The sequence below is a fragment of the Pantoea sp. NGS-ED-1003 genome, from assembly GCF_000738765.1.
In the GTDB taxonomy this organism is placed as follows: domain Bacteria; phylum Pseudomonadota; class Gammaproteobacteria; order Enterobacterales; family Enterobacteriaceae; genus Pantoea; species Pantoea septica.
This window is the reverse complement of record NZ_JPQA01000002.1, coordinates 122,696-140,690: the sequence shown is the minus strand read 5'-3', so window position 1 is coordinate 140,690 and position 17,995 is coordinate 122,696. Positions and strand designations below refer to the sequence as shown.

18 protein-coding genes are annotated in these 17,995 nt (G+C 54.4%); 10 read left to right on the top strand and 8 right to left on the bottom strand.

Annotated elements, in window-relative coordinates; all coding sequences use genetic code 11:
- Positions 1–37: 37 nt before the first annotated feature.
- From JS46_RS04105 to JS46_RS04090, 4 genes are all read right to left on the bottom strand, one after another.
- Positions 38–1,237: a major royal jelly family protein gene (locus tag JS46_RS04105; RefSeq protein WP_235212961.1), complete on the bottom strand. Its 1,200-nt coding sequence runs from the start codon at positions 1,235–1,237 to the stop codon at positions 38–40.
- A 58-nt stretch (positions 1,238–1,295) separates the two neighbouring features.
- Complete coding sequence (locus JS46_RS04100; protein ID WP_033748339.1) at positions 1,296–2,297, bottom strand: zinc-binding alcohol dehydrogenase family protein; 1,002 nt, start codon at positions 2,295–2,297, stop codon at positions 1,296–1,298.
- A gap of 190 nt (positions 2,298–2,487) precedes the next feature.
- Complete coding sequence (locus JS46_RS04095) at positions 2,488–3,342, bottom strand: N-acyl homoserine lactonase family protein (RefSeq protein ID WP_033748338.1); 855 nt, start codon at positions 3,340–3,342, stop codon at positions 2,488–2,490.
- A gap of 78 nt (positions 3,343–3,420) precedes the next feature.
- Positions 3,421–4,626 carry an MFS transporter gene (locus JS46_RS04090; protein WP_033748337.1) on the bottom strand — a complete coding sequence of 402 codons (1,206 nt, stop codon included), beginning with the start codon at positions 4,624–4,626 and terminating at the stop codon, positions 3,421–3,423.
- Positions 4,627–4,783: 157 nt separating this feature from the next.
- On the opposite strand from JS46_RS04090, the gene JS46_RS04085 reads away from it, so the two are divergent.
- Together JS46_RS04085 and JS46_RS04080 are read left to right on the top strand one after the other, a co-directional pair.
- Positions 4,784–5,338, top strand: coding sequence for a TetR/AcrR family transcriptional regulator (locus JS46_RS04085; protein ID WP_051905561.1), 555 nt, complete (start codon positions 4,784–4,786; stop codon positions 5,336–5,338).
- A gap of 48 nt (positions 5,339–5,386) precedes the next feature.
- Positions 5,387–6,352, top strand: a complete 966-nt coding sequence (locus tag JS46_RS04080; RefSeq protein WP_051905560.1) for a LysR family transcriptional regulator — start codon at positions 5,387–5,389, stop codon at positions 6,350–6,352.
- A gap of 43 nt (positions 6,353–6,395) precedes the next feature.
- Here the strand turns inward: JS46_RS04080 and JS46_RS04075 are convergent, their stop codons facing one another.
- Both JS46_RS04075 and JS46_RS04070 read right to left on the bottom strand, forming a co-directional pair.
- The gene (locus tag JS46_RS04075) at positions 6,396–6,605 is read right to left on the bottom strand and encodes a DUF1471 domain-containing protein (RefSeq protein WP_033748336.1); all 210 of its coding nucleotides are present in this window, start codon (positions 6,603–6,605) and stop codon (positions 6,396–6,398) included.
- A 272-nt stretch (positions 6,606–6,877) separates the two neighbouring features.
- Positions 6,878–7,087, bottom strand: a complete 210-nt coding sequence (locus JS46_RS04070) for a DUF1471 domain-containing protein (protein ID WP_033748334.1) — start codon at positions 7,085–7,087, stop codon at positions 6,878–6,880.
- A gap of 300 nt (positions 7,088–7,387) precedes the next feature.
- Here JS46_RS04070 and JS46_RS04065 point away from each other — a divergent pair, with 300 nt between their 5' ends.
- The 6 genes from JS46_RS04065 (at position 7,388) to JS46_RS04045 (ending at position 12,114) form a co-directional block, all read left to right on the top strand.
- Positions 7,388–8,326: a GlxA family transcriptional regulator gene (locus tag JS46_RS04065; RefSeq protein ID WP_033748332.1), complete on the top strand. Its 939-nt coding sequence runs from the start codon at positions 7,388–7,390 to the stop codon at positions 8,324–8,326.
- 150 nt (positions 8,327–8,476) lie between these two features.
- Positions 8,477–9,292 carry an SDR family oxidoreductase gene (locus JS46_RS04060; RefSeq protein ID WP_033748331.1) on the top strand — a complete coding sequence of 272 codons (816 nt, stop codon included), beginning with the start codon at positions 8,477–8,479 and terminating at the stop codon, positions 9,290–9,292.
- A 53-nt stretch (positions 9,293–9,345) separates the two neighbouring features.
- Positions 9,346–9,471 carry an SDR family NAD(P)-dependent oxidoreductase gene (locus tag JS46_RS24705; RefSeq protein ID WP_255351565.1) on the top strand — a complete coding sequence of 42 codons (126 nt, stop codon included), beginning with the start codon at positions 9,346–9,348 and terminating at the stop codon, positions 9,469–9,471.
- A gap of 5 nt (positions 9,472–9,476) precedes the next feature.
- Positions 9,477–10,106, top strand: a complete 630-nt coding sequence (locus tag JS46_RS22815) for an SDR family oxidoreductase (RefSeq protein ID WP_255351564.1) — start codon at positions 9,477–9,479, stop codon at positions 10,104–10,106.
- 48 nt (positions 10,107–10,154) lie between these two features.
- Positions 10,155–11,357 (top strand): MFS transporter, encoded by a 1,203-nt coding sequence (locus JS46_RS04050; RefSeq protein ID WP_033748329.1) that lies wholly within the window; start codon positions 10,155–10,157, stop codon positions 11,355–11,357.
- Between the two features lie 295 nt (positions 11,358–11,652).
- Entirely contained in the window at positions 11,653–12,114 is a 462-nt protein-coding gene (locus JS46_RS04045; protein WP_152560665.1) for a DUF4174 domain-containing protein, read from the top strand.
- 274 nt (positions 12,115–12,388) lie between these two features.
- Here the strand turns inward: JS46_RS04045 and mqo are convergent, their stop codons facing one another.
- Both mqo and JS46_RS04035 read right to left on the bottom strand, forming a co-directional pair.
- Positions 12,389–14,044: a malate dehydrogenase (quinone) gene (mqo, locus tag JS46_RS04040; RefSeq protein WP_033748328.1), complete on the bottom strand. Its 1,656-nt coding sequence runs from the start codon at positions 14,042–14,044 to the stop codon at positions 12,389–12,391.
- A 498-nt stretch (positions 14,045–14,542) separates the two neighbouring features.
- On the bottom strand, positions 14,543–15,451 hold the full coding sequence (locus JS46_RS04035; RefSeq protein WP_033748327.1) for a LysR family transcriptional regulator: 909 nt from the start codon (positions 15,449–15,451) through the stop codon (positions 14,543–14,545).
- A gap of 128 nt (positions 15,452–15,579) precedes the next feature.
- On the opposite strand from JS46_RS04035, the gene JS46_RS04030 reads away from it, so the two are divergent.
- Together JS46_RS04030 and JS46_RS04025 are read left to right on the top strand one after the other, a co-directional pair.
- Complete coding sequence (locus JS46_RS04030) at positions 15,580–16,890, top strand: MFS transporter (protein ID WP_033748326.1); 1,311 nt, start codon at positions 15,580–15,582, stop codon at positions 16,888–16,890.
- Between the two features lie 14 nt (positions 16,891–16,904).
- On the top strand, positions 16,905–17,993 hold the full coding sequence (locus JS46_RS04025; protein ID WP_033748324.1) for a tartrate dehydrogenase: 1,089 nt from the start codon (positions 16,905–16,907) through the stop codon (positions 17,991–17,993).
- Positions 17,994–17,995 lie beyond the last annotated feature (2 nt).

The window sequence follows — 17,995 nt, the reverse complement described above, 5'->3', positions numbered from 1 at the left end:
GATAGCGGGGGCCTCTGGCCCCCTGAAGTAGAATGATTTAGTGCGTGGGTGCGGGTGCTGCATTGATTTTGATGCGTAACAGGGCATAAGGCTTCTGACGCAAATCCTTACCGCCGTGGAAACCGGGCTGGCGGTTCAGCTGGTTGGTGGTGAAGTAGAGATAGCCATCCGGTCCGACGGACAGGGTATCCGGCCACAGAATCTCAGGACCGTGCGCAATGGTTGTCCACTCCCCGCCTGCCGGCAGCTTACGGATAGCATTACGCTCATAGTCACCGGCATACACAGCCCCTTTCGCATCACTTTCCAGGCCGTCTGACGCCCCTTTTTCACCCAGGTCCTTCACGGACGCCGAGAGCTGAGACTCTGTAACGGCCGGGTCGCGAAGCAGCGCGGTGGGAACGGCGTACAGATGACGACTCGAGAGCGGACTGTAGTAAAGCGTTTTACCGTCTGGAGAGATGGCAATGCCGTCGGAGGCGACACTGAACGGCGCGGTTGTTCCGTCCGCGTGACGCTGAAGCAGCGTTTCGCCCTCTACGACAGGCGAAAAGCCTGCCTCAGGCGACGTTGTGCGATCGCCCTCCAGACGGCGCAGCGCTTTGCCGGTGTCCAGATCGATAACGATAATCGCGCCGGTCCCGGACAGTGAAGAGTCGGTTACGTACGCTACGCCGGCTTTACCGATGCGAAAATCGAAGCGCATATCGTTGACGTAGGTAGCGGGTTTGATCACGTCAGCCGGGAAAACAACGGTTTTCTCAATCTGATTGGTTTTCAGGTTAACCGCGACAAGCTTTGCGCCGCCTGCAACCGGTTTTGAAAAGCCCGGCGCGGCGGTATCGAGTATCCAGACCCGGCCCCGGCCGTCAGCCACTACGCTCTGTACGCTCAACAAATGTGTGCGGGGAGCAGCAGTGTCTGCGGTATTTATCGCGGCGTCCGGGTAAGGCACCAGCCGGTTCCCTTTTACCTCGGCCACGGTAAAGGGAACGTCGTCACCCCAGCGCGGGAAATTCACAAAAATACGGCCCGTTTCGGTCACGGTGACCCCGGTCGGCATGGCGCCGCTGAACGTCGCCACCACTTCGGGTTTGCCGATCGCACGGTCCTGAGCAAGCTCGCTGAGGGTTGGGTTCGCGTGGGCATCCGCCGCCAGCGCATGCAGGGCATTGCCACCCGCCACCAGCGCCACAGAGAGTGCCAACGCCGTTTTCATCATATGTGTTTTCATCATTGCATCTTCCTGAGACAGAGAATGGGCCAGCCGGCCTGTAGCCTGACCGGCAGGGAAATCAGAAACCTTCCAGCACGATTTTTCCGCGTGCCCGGCCGCTTTCGATAAAGCCGTGCGCCCGGCGAAGGTTTTCCGCGCTGATTTTTCCGTAGTGCTCGCCTTTCGTGGTACGCAGGGTGCCGTCTTCAACCAGGCGGCGCACGCTCTCCAGAATCTCGTTCTGACGGATCATATCCGGGGTCTGGAACAGCGAGCGGGTGAACATTAGTTCCCAGTGCAGGGAGGCTGCCTTACGCTTGAGCGGTAAGGCATCCAGCGTTTCCGGATCGTCAATAACAGCCAGCCGGCCCTGAGGCGCCAGCGCTTCGACAATCTGCTGATAGTGTTTGTCGGTGTGCGTCAGGCTCGCGACGTAACGTACGGAAGAGACACCGATTTCACGCAGGCCCTCCAGCAGCGGACGGGAGTGATCGATGACGTCATGAGCGCCGAGTTCGCGCACCCATTCCGCCGTCTCCGCGCGGGAAGCTGTGCCGATAACGCGAAGACCGGTCAGCTTGCTGGCCAGCTGAGTGAGCACCGAACCCACGCCGCCGCCAGCACCAATGATGAGAATGGCGTCGCCGTGTCCTTCCTTCACTTCAAGACGGTCGAACAACAGCTCCCAGGCGGTAAGGGAAGTGAGCGGGAGCGCAGCCGCGTCGGCATCGCTCAGTGAAGCGGGCTTATGAGCGGCAATACGCTCGTCAACCAGACTGTATTCTGCATACGAGCCCGGGCGAACAATGGAGCCAGAGTAATAGACCTTGTCGCCAGGCCTGAACAGGGTGACGCTCTCACCGATAGCCTCCACTGTGCCCACGGCGTCCCAGCCAGGAATGCGCGGCTGCGTCACAGGCGAGCCCGCGCGCACTTTGATATCGACCGGATTCACCGAAATCGCGCTGATTTTTACCAGTAGGTCGTGTTCGCCCGGCTGAGGTTTTGGTAATTCGGTCTGGTAAAGAGACTGCGGATCGGTAACCGGCAGTCCGTTCTGGCTGTATACAATGGCTTTCATAGTGTGGTTCCCGTTTGTTATGGCGTGAGCAGTATCGCTGTCGATTCGTTGATGAGAGATTACGGGCTCAGCGCGTGCAGAAAAACGTGGGAAAACCATCAGCACTTTCACTCCTGCAGTGAAAGTAAGGTCCGCGCGGGCTCATCGATGGTTAAATGAAAAGCGGAGCCTGGCAGGCTCCGCGGAGACATTACAGCAATGTGTAGGCAGAAGAGTCAGTGACGCGGGCTTCAGGATTAGAGATCGCATTATGCAGGAGACCTATAACCCTGCCTCCCTGAACGAGTGCAGGCACATCATGGCTGGGCAGTATAAAGCGGACGCCGGCCAAGGCTTTTTTGATCGCGGTCTTCTCCTCAAGCGTCGACATCGCCCGGTTACCGGTAATGGTCGGTTCACCAGGATTCAGACTGTCGAGGAAGGGATCGATAAGGCTGCCCTGCAGGTTGTACACCACATCGCCGCTGATATTGGCAATGCCCTCGGCGGTATCCACCAGCACAGAAATTGAACCCGGCGTATGACCGCCGCTCAGGCGCACCGTTACCCCCGGGATAACCTCCTCTTCATAGCTACCGTCCACATCGAACAGGCGCAGCGCGCCTCTGGTATACAGGCGGTCAAGCAGATGGCGGGTATCTTCAAGCGCATACATTGCCGGCCCCATAATGCCGGAGGCGGCGAATGACAGCTCACGTCTCGACAGGCAAACCGTTGTGGTCATGGGAAAAAGATAATCTCCCCCTGCATGATCAACATGCGCATGCGTATGTATAACGTAGCGAATATCGGCAGGCTTCAGGCCATGCTGGGCAAGCAGCCATATAAGGGTCATCTCGCGCGTCTGTTCAGCCTCAAATCCGAACTGACGGTAATATTCCGTTGAGCGCGAGCCGGTATCAACCAGCACCGGATACTCGCCGCCGGTGATGAGGAAACCCAGCGTGGGGATCGTGGTTTTCACGCCCGCATCCTGAAATAACACCAGACCTGATTTATCGAGCGTAATATTGCCCAGGTTGAGCGGATAGATGTTTAAGGACATTGTATTCTCCTGAATTTTGGTAAAAGAAACCTGTAGCGCTGCATGACATCTCAGCGCCGGCGAGTGGTAAGAAACGTTTCAGATGTCGGCTGCAGAAAGCCGGTTAGTGCTGCGCAGCTGAAATAAACCAAGAATAATCAGCACTGCACAGATGAAAATAAGGATCAACGCGCCGGTGAACACCGCCACCGCCAGGTTCAGCTGTGTGGCCATTTTGCCGAGGACAACGGCGAGCCCGCCGGTAAACAGATAGGCAAAAACGAACAGCATAGACATGGCGCTGCCGCGATCCGACTGCCGTGCCTCGCGCGCAATCAGGCCCAGTCCGCCAAAGGTCATAAAGGCATAGCCGGCGCCGGAGATAAGTGAGGCGCTGATAAAAAAAACCAGACTGTGTTCAGATACGGATATACACAGGCTGAGCATACCCGTCGCGGAGACAATCGATCCCGTTATGACTGAACGGCGAGCCTCAATCTTTCTGGCAAGGCTTCCAGCGATTCCCAGCGCCACGGGAAAAAGTGCCAGCGCCACGCTGTTAATCCACGGGCTGGGTGAACCGATGAGCGAACGGGCAATCTGAGCGCCTACAGATGATATGAGCACCCCGTGGGTATAGGCGCCCGTTACCGCCAGCGCGGCATAGATGAAAGTGTGGCGCAGGTATACTGGCACGTCAGGGCGGGCCAGCAGTCTGGAAGGCATTCCCACAGGACGGTCGCCCGGGATGAACAGACAAAGAACGATCAGGACTATCAGCAGCGCAAAGAGAACATAAAAACTCAGGCGCGTAGGCGCCGGTGCCCACGTGACCAGCGCCCCGGCCAGTAAAAGGGCCGCGGCGAACCCCACCGACTGCGCCCCGAGCGTCACAGCACCCGCGCGCGCTGAGCCGCCCTGACCGGCGTAATCTACCAGTGCCGCGGCAGAAGGCCCTGCTGATAATCCCACGCCTATTCCCATCATGACCCGCCCCGCCAACAGGACAGCTACGCTGTCTGCAGCCGCAAACATCAGCACGCCCGCAGCAGAGCTGAGCAGGCCAACGAGCATGACATATTTTCTGCCTGCTCTGTCGGACAGGCCCGCAAACAGCAGCATCGTCACCACAACTGTCAGCGGATAAACAGCAAAAATCACCGTTACAAGAGTAAAGGACAGGTGCCACTGTGCGGCATAGAGCGGATAGATCATTGCGGGTGCTGCGCTGGTCCAGAGCGTATGGGCCACTACGGCGGCACTAATCCAGAAGGCATATCGGGCTGAAAGAGTCTCGGTTTTCATGCTGCGATCCTGTTTTAAACTGTTCGTTTTAAAACTAGCTAATGGCACAGTAAAAAGGCAAGCAGTTTTGAACCAATCAGTTTTTTATTTTTTTCAGTCTGGTATTTTTTGCCGACAGGATGCATATTAAAACGATTGGTTTAAAACGGAGGTCCCGATGGCCAGACCCAAGAAAATAAGCAATGAAGATGTTCTAAGCCGCGTTATTCCGGTCTTCTGGAAGAACGGGCTGGCTGGCACCAGCCTGGGCCAGCTTGAAGAAGCGACGGATATTAACCGCTCAAGCCTGTATGCCACCTTCTGCAGTAAGGAGCAGCTTTTTGTCAGCGCGCTTGAACACTATGTCAGTAGCGCGCCCGCTCAGTTTCTGTTACAAAAACAGCCGTATGGCTGGCAAAATATTGAACAGTTCCTGCTGGCTGCGCCGTTTAATAATCCTGCGTTTAACGGCTGCTTCATTATCAACTCCACACGGGAAGTTGCCGTTCTGCCCGCAGCTGCGCTGGAGATCGTGCGCGACTTTCGCGGAGCGGTCATTGAACAGATACGGATGAATATCCCGCTACAAAAAAATGCCGGCGTAATGGCAGAAATTATCTGGTCTTTTCTGGTTGAGGCCTGTCTGGAAGCAAATGACAGGCTCGAGCCGCAGGGCTGGCAGGCGCGCGTCACCGCCCTGCTTGGCTTTATCAGATCTTCTGATAGCCAGTAATGTCTCAGCCTGACCGGATCTGAATACGTTTTGCATTCTGGAGTCTGAATGATACGTCTTGAAGATGTTACGTTGTTCGTCCGTTCCGCCGCGCTGGGCAGCTTTTCCAGTGCAGCCCGTGAAGCCGATATTCTTCCCGGGCAGGTCAGTGCCGCAGTCAATCGCCTCGAGCGCGACCTGAATAAACGCTTGTTTGCGCGATCCACGCGCAGCCTGCGCCTTACCGCAGAAGGAGAAACCTGGCTTCCTTATGCTCAGGAAATGCTGACCATCCTGCAGGCAGGCACTGAGCGCCTGCAGGGCAGTGAAGATGAGATGCAGGGTGAACTGAAAATTGCCATTCCGTCAGATATCGGGCGAAACATCATCCTGCCGGTGATCACCGCCTTCTGCGAAAAACATCCCAAAATATCCCTTCGCCTCTTTATGTCCGATCAGGTCAGCGATGTTTTTCGCGATCCGGTGGATGTGGCTATCCGCTACGGGACGCTCGAAAACAGCAGCTATGTGGCGTTGCCGCTGGCCGAAGACAACCGGCGCGTGCTTACCGCTTCACCGGCCTATATCAGCAAGCATGGCAGGCTGCAGCACCTTGATGATTTACTCAGTCACCACTGTCTGCTCTATACCCTTAACGGACACGCTTACGATAAATGGTCATTTCCAGAAAATGGCGTTCGCCGCCAGCTGACGGTAAGCAGCAGGATGCTGTGCGATGATGCCGATTTGGTGAGACGCTGGGCAGTAGCGGGAATGGGTATTGCCTATAAATCATGGATCGATGTCAGCACCGATGTGCTGGCTGGTCGGCTGGAAGTGCTGCTTCCCGAACAGCCTGGTGAAGCCGTGCCGCTGAATCTTATTTGCCCCCATCGTAAACAGTTTTCGCCCGCGATCCGGGAGCTGCACGCCCTGCTGCGCGAACATCTCAAGTCTATTACGGCGTTAATGCGTACACATCCGGCTTTCGCGCTGGGAGCGCAGGCTGTATCAGCCGCCAACCAGAGCGCCTGAATTAAAAGGGCCATTTCACTGAAATGGCCCTTCCCAACTAAGCTTATTTATCTAACGTCGCCGTCATATGTACCTGATTACCTGAATAGCTTTCGGTAATTTTATAAGTGGCGCCAGTTTTCTGAGCCTGCTGCGCAATATGAGATTCAGCATCATCAATTGTCGAACCTGTCGCAGTAATGCTTTGCGCAAAACCAGCGAATGAAACAGCAGAAAGAGCGATTGCAATCAGTGCGGATTTTACAGTTTTCATTTTCATTTCCTTTAAAAGTCGTTGTGATGTCAGGTTAGTACTTTAAGGTGGCCGTTCAATTCGGTCGCCTTGTATGAGTTAAATATTAATAAGCGCTCTCGTAACGGAAAAGAGCCTTTTCAGGAAAGACTTTCACGAGTGGAATGAAGATAAGCCGGAGTTGCCTTATCTGCTTCAGCTCTTAAAGAAACATTGCTGATAAAAAGAGTGCAAGGAAATATAAAAAAGAAAAGGCCACTCAGATAAATGGCCCTTTTTCATCATTTTCATATTTACTTGATCAGCTCGGCTGTCATATGGAACTGATTACCAGCATAGCTTTCGGTAATTTTATAATCAGAGCCCGCTTTTTTAGCCTGCTGTGCAATTTGTGACTCCGCCTCATCCAGCGTCGAACCCGTTGCGGTAACACTCTGAGCAATGCTGCCAAATGAAATGGCGGTCAGGGCGGCAATAATCAGAGCAGATTTTACAGTTTTCATTTTCATTTCCTTAATCAGTGATTGAGATTTTCAGGGTTATTTATCAGGGCGGCCTGTTATTTCCGCTGCCTTGTGTGAAATGAATAGTAGTGCGGACATCTGCTGTAAAACAGGTGCAATAACAGCAAACACTTTCACGTGAAAAGTGAAGATAGAAAGTCCGGTTCTGCAGGAGGATTGACGCACACTTAAAAAGTCAGTACGTGAAGCGTCTTATTCAGGGTATTGTTAATGCTCAACGTTTTCAGCGATACCGGCAACCCAGACGGTTCCGGCGCCAGGCTGTAACAGGAGAATATGATGCATCGGGTAGGCTTACTGATTTCTGATTACTTTCAGGTTTTAGGGTTGTCCACGCTGAGTATCTTTGAGTTCGCTAATCAGGTTAAGGGTGAACCTTTCTATGATTGCGCGGTTTACTCTGAAAGGGGTGGATCCGTTTTATCTTCGTACGGCTTCAGCGTTGACAGCAAACCGCTTGATGCGGACGCGCCCGTTGACACCTGGCTCATCGCCGGGGTGCTGACGCCGGTTGAGCTGCCGGCAACGCCCGGCGTGGTGACCTTTTTGCAGACTCATGCGCTGAAAGCGCGCCGCGTGGCCGGTATCTGTACCGGCGCCTTTGTGCTGGGCCAGGCGGGACTGCTTGCGCAGCGCCGCGCCACCACTCACTGGATCCACGCGCAGACCCTGAAAACGATGCACCCCACCACTCGAGTGGAGGAAGACCGCATCTTTATCATCGACGATCACGTCTGGACGTCCGCCGGCTTAACCGCCGGTCTTGATATGGCGCTGGGCATGGTGGAAAAGGATCTGGGCGCGGACGTCGCGCGCAGCGTGGCGCATCTGCTGGTAATGCACCATCGCCGCTCGGGTGGGCAGACCCAGCATTCGGAGATGCTGATGCTCGCGCCGCGCAGCGATCGCCTGCAGTCCGCGCTGGAGTATGCGCGCAAGAATCTCAGCAAGCCGCTCACCATTGAAGAGATGGCGGATGCGGTGCACGTCAGCGCGCGCCAGCTCAGCCGGCTGTTCCGTTCTGAAACCGGCAAGTCGCCGGCAAAAGCGGTGGAGGCGCTGCGGCTGGAAAATGCCAGGCTGCTGATTGAGCAGAGCAGGCTGTCGATGGAGGTGATTGCGCGTGAGTCCGGGTTCCGCGACCGGCGCCACATGCGCGAGGTCTTTATGCGCGGCTATGGCATTCCGCCACAGTCTATACGCACCGGAAAAGCCTGATAGCCTCGCCTCTCTTTATCCCTCCTCCATCATGATGTCCGTTAATCCGGCCATCATGATGTCCTGAAATACGCCCTTTCTTGTCAGCCGCGCCGGTGCGCGACTGCGTACTATGAATTCACCAACCCGATAACTGAAAAGGTGAACATCATGACGCAGCAGACACACACCGACCGCGGCACCGCCGTTGTCACCGGCGCTTCCACCGGCATGGGCGCACTCTACGCCGGCCGCCTGGCACGTATGGGCTATGACCTGATTATCGTGGCGCGTAACCACAATAGCCTGAACCAGCTGGCTGAGCATATCACCACCGACAGCGGTCGCAGCGTCGAGGTTGTCGCAGCTGACCTGGCCGATGCCGCCCAGCTTGCCAGCCTGGAAGAGAAGCTGCGTCAGGATGCCAGCATCACGCTTCTGGTTAACAATGCCGGCATTGGCACCCACACCCCGCTGCTGCAGAGCAGCGCGGAGCAGATGACCGCCATGATCAGCCTGAACGTCACCGCCCTGACCCGCCTGACCTACGCCGTGGTACCCGGGTTTGTTGACCGCGGACGCGGCGCCGTCATCAATATTGCCTCAATCGTCAGCGTCGCGCCCGAATTGCTGAACGGCGTCTACGGCGGCAGTAAGGCCTTTGTTCTGGCATTTACGCAGTCGCTGCATCACGAACTGGCCAGCAAAGGCGTTCAGGTGCAGGCCGTACTGCCTGGCGCCACCGCGACGCCTTTCTGGGATAACGGCGGTCTGCCTGTCGATCGGCTCGACCCAAAAATCGTCATGAGCGCACAGGAGATGGTGGATGCCGCCCTGACCGGCTTTGCCCGCGGCGAGCTGATCACCATTCCGTCCCTGCAGGACGAAACCCTGTGGACAAATTACGAGCAGGCACGCCAGGCGATGATCCCGCAACTTGGCAGTGATGCGCCAGCTCCACGCTATCAGCCTGTTTCCATGCACTGATCCACCCTGACACCTTAATTACCTTAAAACTTATCATCTGAAGGAATATGACCATGAAACTGACGAATAACACTGTTTTTATCACCGGCGGCACCTCTGGCATCGGCCGCGCAATGGCAGAAAAATTTCACCAGCTGGGTAACCAGGTGATTATCTCCGGCGCCGTGAGGCGCTGCTGAAGGAGGTGACCGCTGCCAGCCCGGGCATGGATTATGTGGTGCTGGATGTGACTAGCGCCGACAGCATCAGAGCCGCCGCGCAGAGCGTGCTGGCCCGCTATCCGGCGCTGAACGTGGTGATCAACAACGCCGGCATCATGCCTTTCGACAACGCGGCCGGCGAGCTGGACGATGCGCAGGCGGTCACCCTGCTGGACACCAATATTCTTGGGCCGGTGCGCGTCAGTGCCGCCTTTATCGAACACCTGAAGCAGCAGCCTGACGCGGTGCTGATCAACAACAGCTCAGTGCTGGCGTTTCTGCCACTGGCAACCAACGCGCTCTACTCCGCCACCAAGGCCGCCATTCACTCTTACACCCTGTCTCAGCGTTTCCTGCTGCGCGACAGTGGCGTGCAGGTGATTGAAATTTCTCCGCCATGGGTTGATACCGACCTGATTTACAAGAGCGGCGATCCGCGTGCCATGCCGCTGGAAGACTTTATCCGCGAAACCTTCGACAAGCTCGGCACCGACACCATCGAAGCCATCGTCGATCGCGTGCTGCCGGTACGCGATAACCCAGGCGCAGACGAGCATACTCTGGTGAACCAGTTCAACCAGTCCGTAGCGGATAACCCAATTCCTGTTCAGTAAACGCTACAGGGGCGTCCAGCCCCTGTTTTTTTATGCCGGAGATGAATAATGAACGCTGCTATCACGTCTTCCCAGCGCCGCGCCCTGCGCGCGCTAAGCATCGCTTACTTTGTACAGGCTACCGGTGCGCTGTCTGTCGCCGGCAGCCTGCCCGCTATCTCTGCTGCCTGGCAGCTGACCGATGCGCAGAGCGCTCGCTTACTGAGCATATTCGGCCTGACCTTTGCACTCGCCGCCCCGCTGGTTCAGGTCATGTTTGGCCATCTGCGCCGTCGCCAGCTGGTACTCACGGGCATCGGGCTTTTTGGCCTGGGCGCCTTCGCTTTTGCGCTGTCTCCGGCCTACGGTGCGCTGGTTGCCTCCCGCATACTGATGGGAGTGGGTGCAGGGTTTATCGGCCCGGTACTGGTTGCGCTGGGTTCTGAGCTGGTACATGAACAGCAGCGCGGGCGGGCTATCGGCATGGTGCTTCTCGGGGTATCGATGGCGAGCCTGGCCGGTATTCCGCTCGCCGCGTGGGTTGCCGGCATATGGGGGGCGAAAGCACTGTTTGCGCTGGTCGGACTGGTGAGCCTGCTGAGCGGGCTGAACATCCTGCTGACGGTGCCGGATGAAAGTGTGGGTTCGCGTATCCGGCTCGCCGAGATGGCGGACGTCCTGTCTGAGGGGAAATACCTGACGGCATTTCTGGTGGTGTTTTTCATCACCTCAGGGGTCTACAGCTTTTACTCTTTTATCTCTCCACTCATCCGCGACACCTACGCTGGCGGCACGCATGCGGTCTCTGCGGCGCTGGCAGTGCTGGGCGTAGCCGGGGTGCTGGGAAACCTCTGGGTCACCCGGGCGGCGACACGCTTTACATCTGTAAAGCTGCTACTAACGGGCATGACACTGCTCATCGTAGATACGGCGCTGATTGCCCTGCTGCCGAAAGCGCTGGGGGTGCTGCTGGCGGCGCTCGTTTTCTGGGCCTTTGCTACTGACCTGCTCTGGCCCAGCCAGCAGCGCAGGATCGTTGAACTGTCGTCTGCCCGGCATCGCGGCATTACGCTGGCGTTGACGAGTGCCTTTATGTTCGGGGGCATAGGCTTTGGCTCAGCGGTGGCCTCCTGGGTTTATCCGGTGGCAGGATTTTACGGGCTGGCCGGGATGTCGGTGGCCTTCATTGTACTGGCGTTGGTCAGCCTGCAGCTGTCCGAGAAGCTCAGGAAGCCCGTGGCGACTGCTGAGCCATGTCAGAGTGAAGCCTAAACGGACTGGCGACGGACTACGCTACAAACATGGCCATGATGGTAGTCAGCAGAAACGCCGGCGGGAAGATTTCGCTTACCTGTCCGGCGGCCTGCGCCTGGCGAAGCGTTGCCAGAGTGCATCTCCAGCGCAGTCTTGAATAGAGTTTCTTGTTCCCTCTCGTTGTAAATATACAAAAGAAGACGTTCATACCTGGCCAGCTACACTACTGTTGTTATATGACCCGCATTTATCTGTCCGATCATTCTTTTTATCTGAATACCGTCAGCCTGACTAAGAGGAGTAAAGGATGCGTATGAAATATTTACTACCAACACAAGTATATCTGTCTCATAACGCCGTTATGGCTTCAGGCATGTTGGTGCTGTCATTGTTGTTTTACAGCTCTGCGCTGACAGCAGGTACAACGATGTTCGACTCTTTGCCCCCTGATACAGCAAGCCTTGAGCAGTATCAGTGGCATAATCGCCCTGTTGTTGTATTTGCTCCATCTGAAAAAGATGCTGACTATGTCAGGCAAATTGCCATGCTAGAGCAAAGCAAAGCTGATTTAGCGGATCGCGATATCATCGTGCTAAGTGATACCTCACCCGCTGCCAGTGGCCAGCTGCGTTCGCAATTTAAGCCCGATGGTTTCGAAGTGATACTGGTCGGTAAAGATGGCGGAGTGAAAATCCGTCAAAAAACACCGCTTACTTCAGAAGATTTGCTTTCTACCATCGACAGAATGCCAATGCGTAAGGCTAATTTACGTTAATACCTCATACTACGCGACAAGGGTATCAAACGGGGTATAGCAGACAGCCGTTATCTGGCATTTACAAAACGCTTTTTAATAGAAAGTAGCAATGCTGAATAACACCATAACTTGCCCGGCTGCAATTCACATAAATGTAAAAGTGTGAGTCTTCATATCTGGCTTTTTTAGTTCTAACGCAGATTACATGGCAAAGGTAGAATTTGTCGTGCAGCGACCTGATAATAAAAGCCCCTGAAGAGAACTTCAGGGGCTTTATAATCATCCGTAAGGATTAGAGAGCCATATCATGCTGAGCTTCAGCAGCGGCTTTTGGTTTCTGAGGTTGAGCCTGAGGAGAGTCCTGAGCGTCCTTCATCTGGATCACTGGCGGTTTTACCAGCTGCAGCGTTGCCGCCGTTTCATCCCAAACCTGCTGGGTCAGCGCAACGTTGCCGTTCAGTTTCTGTCCATAGCTAGGAACGATGCTACGGATCTTGCTCTGCCACTCCGCCGACTTGAATTGCTCAGGGAACAGTTCCTTCATCACGTTGATGGAAATAGGCGCAGCGGTAGAGGCTCCCGGAGAAGCGCCCAGCAGCGCAGCCAGGGTTTTCTGTTTATCGGTAACGATTTCAGTTCCCAGCTTGAGTACGCCGCCTTTTTCAGCATCTTTCTTGATGATCTGTACGCGTTGGCCTGCCTGAATGAGTTTCCAGTCCTCTTTACGCGCTGACGGATAATACTCTTTCAGCGCCTCGAATCGATCTTCGTCACTTAACATCACCTGGCCAATCAGGTATTTCACCAGGTCAAAGTTATCAAGCCCTACGTCTGTCATAGGACCCACGTTTTTGGTCGTAGTGGTACTTAACAGATCGAGGAAAGAGCCGTTTTTAAGGAACTTGGTCGAGAAGGTCGCAAATGGCCCAAACAGCACGACACGTTTACCATCCAGGAAACGCGCATCCAGATGCGGTACCGACATCGGTGGCGCACCCACAGAAGCCTGTCCATAAACTTTTTGCGCGTGTTGACGGGCTATGTCCTGATTCTCTGTGACCAGGAACGAACCGCCGACAGGGAAACCTGCATAATTCTCAGCTTCCGGGATGCCCGTTTCCTGCAACAGTTTTAACGCCCCGCCGCCTGCGCCAATAAAGACATATTTAGCATCTACAGCGTGCTCTTTGCCGCTTTTCACGTCGGTAATAGTGACGTGCCAGGAGTTATCGCTGTTACGTTTAAAGCCCGTAACTTCAGACGAGGTTTCCAGCTTAAAGTTAGCGTCTTTTTTCAGGCTACCCACCAGCTGGCGTGTAATTTCGCCATAGTTGACGTCGGTGCCAACCGGCGTCCAGGTTGCAGCCACTTTCTGGTGGGGATCGCGCCCGGCGATAATCAGAGGAGCCCATTGCTTGATCTGATTCTGATCGGTAGAGAACTTCATCCCCTGAAACAACGTAGTCTGCTGCAGCGCTTCATAACGTTTAGTCAGGTAATCAACGTTCTTGTCACCCCATACAAAGCTCATATGTGGCGTAGAGTTGATGAAAGAGTGCGGATCGTTTAACACGCCACGCTTTACCTGGGATGACCAGAACTGGCGAGAAATCATGAAGGATTCGTTGATTTCAAGCGCTTTAGACACATCAATCGAACCGTCTGGACGTTCTGGCGTATAGTTCAGCTCCATATTGGCGGAGTGACCCGTACCGGCATTGTTCCAGCCATTGGATGATTCGAGCGCAACACCATCCAGCTTTTCAACCATGAGCTGTTTCCAGTCAGGCTGGAGCTCTTGCAGTAACGTGCCCATTGAGGCACTCATAATACCGCCGCCAATCAGAAGTACGTCTGTTTTTTCGTTAGCGTCTTCAGCATGTGCTGTCGCACTGACTAACATCGCGATGAGAGATAACGCAGGGAAAATTTTATTTTGTTGCAGCATTATATTTAGTACTATCGAAAATAGATGAGTGAAGCAATATTTTAACTTACTCGTATCGATTTTTAAACACTCCATATAAAACACCGCTTCAAAAAGATGACAATATTTAATTTTTAAATTAAATAAAAAGTATTTTAACTAAAAAAATCAGGTTGCTGTTTTTTTATTATCAACCATTGAAATCTGCCGCAGAAACTAAAAACCAGCCAGCGCGGAACGCAAGAAAAGATAACAGGCTGGTTCCGCAAGATGTTTGCTGGTAAAAAAAGACCTACACGGGCATCTAACTTAAATTTTTATTATTGTTTGGCCGGTGAAATTTTTCGCCTGCCGTATGCTGTGGCCGGTTTTCATAAAATAGAAACGCGCGGAATTTTTACTGTTTTCCCTTTCTCTCGCTAATAAAAGAGCAACATGATATCCCGCCACACCCTGTCGTTTTTTCAGCACGCATGTACAGGGTAAATAAACGGCCAGTCTCCAGCGTTCTGCAATCAGTTACAGGTTATGAGTAAGCTTTTCAATGTTGTCAGAAAGCATATCCAGCAGAGCCTTAACATAAATATTATTATTTCCCTGATGCCACATCACACTCAGCGGAAGCCCTTCCACATTCTTCATCGGCGAGAGAGCAAGGTATTTCACGCCGTCAGCGTTCATATTCTTATAGGATGAGGGGACCAGAGCAATCCCCAGACCAGCGGCCACAAAACTCAGGATGGTCTGTTTCTCTTCTGCATACTGCGCAATAACGGGTACGCAGCCGCCCGCTTTGAAAACGTTCATCGTTAGATCGTGACTGTGAGGCCGGGTACGCCTTTCCGGCACGATTACCGGCTCATTACGAAAATCATCGATACTGACTTCACTATGACTTACCAGCCGGTGATGGGCAGGAACGGCGAGCACGCAGGTTTCATTAGTGATAAATCGCGTGGTCAGCGTTACGTCAACCTGTTCAGGCGGACGTACAAAAATTACATCGAGCCATCCGGAGAGCAGCCGAGGGATAAGGCTGTGCGTTTTATCTTCAGTAATATGGATATCCGCATCAGGAAATTGCCTGACGAAAAGATTAATCAGTTCCGGCAGTAACCCTCTGGCTGCGCTGTCAATAGCGCCTATCCGCAGCGTTCTTTTTTGCGATAATGTTTTTTTACGAAACCGCAGCCGTAGCGCATCGAAATCAGCAATTACGGCTTTGGCCTCATTCAAAAATGCTGCCCCTTCAGGCGTCAGCGACACATTTCTGGTCGATCGGTTCAGCAGCCTTATCCCCAGGTCCTCTTCCAGCAATTTTATGAAGCGGCTGAGTGATGCAGGCATCATTTCAAGTTTTCGGGCTGCCCGGCCAAAGTGAAGCTCATCACCCAGCACCACAAAGCAACGCAACTGATTTATATCCATTTTTCCACCCAAAACTGATTATGCGAATTATTTGTATAAAGCAGTGCCGATGATAAAGCCGCGCAAAACTTCATACTGGGATTATTACAAAACGATAACAACCCTACATGACTGTGGAGCATCCTGAAATGAATAACGACCTCGAAAAAAAGGTTATGCGAAAGGTTACCCTGCGCATCATTCCTTTTATTATGCTGCTGTATTTCATTGCGTTCCTGGACCGGGTGAACATAGGTTTCGCTGCCCTGACCATGAATCAGGATCTGGGTTTTTCCCCCACCGTATTTGGGCTGGGCGCCGGCATTTTCTTTCTCGGCTATTTTCTTTTTGAAGTCCCGTCCAACTTAATCCTGCATAAAGTGGGCGCCCGCATCTGGATCGCTCGCGTGATGATCACCTGGGGCCTGGTCTCTGGCTGCATGGCTTTTGTGCAGGGTACGACCAGCTTCTATATTCTGCGCTTCCTGCTCGGCGTGGCTGAGGCAGGCTTCTTCCCGGGCATCATCCTCTATCTCAGCTACTGGTTCCCGGCCGCAAAACGCGCGCAGGTCACTGCCATCTTTATGGCCGCAGCTCCGCTCTCCACTGCGCTGGGATCGCCTATTTCAGCCGCTTTGCTGGAGATGCATGGTTTCCTTGGCTACGCCGGCTGGCAGTGGATGTTTGTACTGGAGGCAGTCCCGGCGCTGATGCTTGGCGTTGTGGTGTTGTTCTTTCTTACTGACCGTCCGGCCAAAGCCAAGTGGCTGACTGACGAGGAGCGCACCTGGCTGGAAAACACGATGCAGGCTGAGGAGCTGGCTCGCACCGCTAAACAGAGCCACAGCAGCGCATGGCGAGGGCTGGCGGACAAGCGCGTACTGGCACTGGCACTGGTCTATTTCGGTACGTCCGCCGGATTATATACGCTTGGTATATGGTCGCCGCAAATCATCCGCAGCTTTGGCGCCACATCGCTTGAAATTGGTTTCCTTAACGCCTTCCCGGCTGTCATCGGCGTTATCGCCATGATCCTGTGGGCACGTCATTCCGACCGCACTAAAGAGCGCAGCTGGCATGTGATTGGCGCCTGCCTGCTGGCTGCAGCAGGGCTAATTTACGCCGGTAACGTCAGCACGCTGTTCGCCGTGATCATCGCCTTAACGCTGGTCACCGTGGGGATCAGCGCATCCAAACCTCCACTGTGGAGCATGCCAACGCTGTTTCTCAGCGGGCCGGCAGCCGCAGCGGGTATCGCTACGATCAACTCCATCGGCAATCTCGGCGGTTTTGTCGGCCCGATGATGATTGGCGTAATCCGTCAGCAAACCGGTAGCTACAGCTGGGGGCTCTACTTTGTCGCCGCGCTGCTGGCGCTCTCAGCTCTGATTGTCCTGATTCTTTCTGCCAGAGCGAATAAACCGCAAACGGCAGAGATTCCTCATCCTCATACTCATTGACTGGAGAAGTAACTATGCGTAACTACAAAATTGCAGCCATACCTGCCGACGGTATCGGTCCGGAAGTCATTTCAGCAGGTGTTGAGGTGCTGCAGGCGCTGACACGTCGCGATCCACAACTGAAGTTTGATGTAGAGACCTTTGACTGGGGGTCGGATTACTACAAAAAACATGGCGTGATGATGCCAGAAGAGGGACTGAACACGCTGAAGAAGTTCGACGCTATTTACTTCGGCGCGGTGGGAGCGCCCGATGTGCCTGACCACATCACCCTGTGGGGTCTGCGTCTGCCGATTTGCCAGGGTTTTGACCAGTACGCCAATGTTCGACCTACCAAAATCCTGCCGGGCGTGACGTCACCGTTGCGTAACCGTGGTCCGGGCGATCTTGACTGGGTCATCGTGCGTGAAAACTCTGAGGGTGAATACTCCGGTAACGGCGGTCGTGCGCATCGGGGCTTGCCAGAAGAGGTGGGTACCGAAGTGGCCATCTTCACCCGCGTTGGGGTCACGCGCATCATGCGCTATGCCTTCAGACTGGCGCAGTCGCGTCCACGCAAGCTGCTGACCGTAGTGACCAAATCCAATGCCCAGCGTCACGGTATGGTGATGTGGGATGAAATTGCCGCTGAGGTAGCGCTGGAGTTCCCGGATGTGCAGTGGGACAAGATGCTGGTCGATGCCATGACGCACCGTATGACGCTGCATCCGCAGACGCTGGATACTATCGTTGCCACCAACCTGCATGCCGATATTCTGTCTGATCTGGCCGGTGCGCTGGCAGGCAGTCTGGGTGTGGCGCCTACCGCCAATATCGATCCGGAACGCCGCTTCCCATCCATGTTTGAACCGATCCATGGTTCAGCGTTCGATATCACCGGCAAAGGCATCGCTAATCCGGTTGCGACCTTCTGGACCGCCGTGCAGATGCTTGAACATCTGGGCGAACGCGACGCTGCTGCGCTGATCATGGAAGGCATCGAATACGTGTGTAAGAAAGGCATTCTGACGCCTGATATCGGCGGCACCGCCACTACCGCTGACGTCACCCGCGCCGTGGTGCAATTTATCGAAGCCAAAGCTGACGTTGCCGAGACCGCATAACC

Coding starts and splice junctions, on each gene's coding strand:
- JS46_RS04105 (WP_235212961.1), bottom strand. CDS start 1,237: ATGATGAAAACACATATGATGAAAACGGCGTTGGCACTCTCTGTGGCG.
- JS46_RS04100 (WP_033748339.1), bottom strand. CDS start 2,297: ATGAAAGCCATTGTATACAGCCAGAACGGACTGCCGGTTACCGATCCG.
- JS46_RS04095 (WP_033748338.1), bottom strand. CDS start 3,342: ATGTCCTTAAACATCTATCCGCTCAACCTGGGCAATATTACGCTCGAT.
- JS46_RS04090 (WP_033748337.1), bottom strand. CDS start 4,626: ATGAAAACCGAGACTCTTTCAGCCCGATATGCCTTCTGGATTAGTGCC.
- JS46_RS04085 (WP_051905561.1), top strand. CDS start 4,784: ATGGCCAGACCCAAGAAAATAAGCAATGAAGATGTTCTAAGCCGCGTT.
- JS46_RS04080 (WP_051905560.1), top strand. CDS start 5,387: ATGATACGTCTTGAAGATGTTACGTTGTTCGTCCGTTCCGCCGCGCTG.
- JS46_RS04075 (WP_033748336.1), bottom strand. CDS start 6,605: ATGAAAACTGTAAAATCCGCACTGATTGCAATCGCTCTTTCTGCTGTT.
- JS46_RS04070 (WP_033748334.1), bottom strand. CDS start 7,087: ATGAAAACTGTAAAATCTGCTCTGATTATTGCCGCCCTGACCGCCATT.
- JS46_RS04065 (WP_033748332.1), top strand. CDS start 7,388: ATGCATCGGGTAGGCTTACTGATTTCTGATTACTTTCAGGTTTTAGGG.
- JS46_RS04060 (WP_033748331.1), top strand. CDS start 8,477: ATGACGCAGCAGACACACACCGACCGCGGCACCGCCGTTGTCACCGGC.
- JS46_RS24705 (WP_255351565.1), top strand. CDS start 9,346: ATGAAACTGACGAATAACACTGTTTTTATCACCGGCGGCACCTCTGGC.
- JS46_RS04050 (WP_033748329.1), top strand. CDS start 10,155: ATGAACGCTGCTATCACGTCTTCCCAGCGCCGCGCCCTGCGCGCGCTA.
- JS46_RS04045 (WP_152560665.1), top strand. CDS start 11,653: ATGAAATATTTACTACCAACACAAGTATATCTGTCTCATAACGCCGTT.
- mqo (WP_033748328.1), bottom strand. CDS start 14,044: ATGCTGCAACAAAATAAAATTTTCCCTGCGTTATCTCTCATCGCGATG.
- JS46_RS04035 (WP_033748327.1), bottom strand. CDS start 15,451: ATGGATATAAATCAGTTGCGTTGCTTTGTGGTGCTGGGTGATGAGCTT.
- JS46_RS04030 (WP_033748326.1), top strand. CDS start 15,580: ATGAATAACGACCTCGAAAAAAAGGTTATGCGAAAGGTTACCCTGCGC.
- JS46_RS04025 (WP_033748324.1), top strand. CDS start 16,905: ATGCGTAACTACAAAATTGCAGCCATACCTGCCGACGGTATCGGTCCG.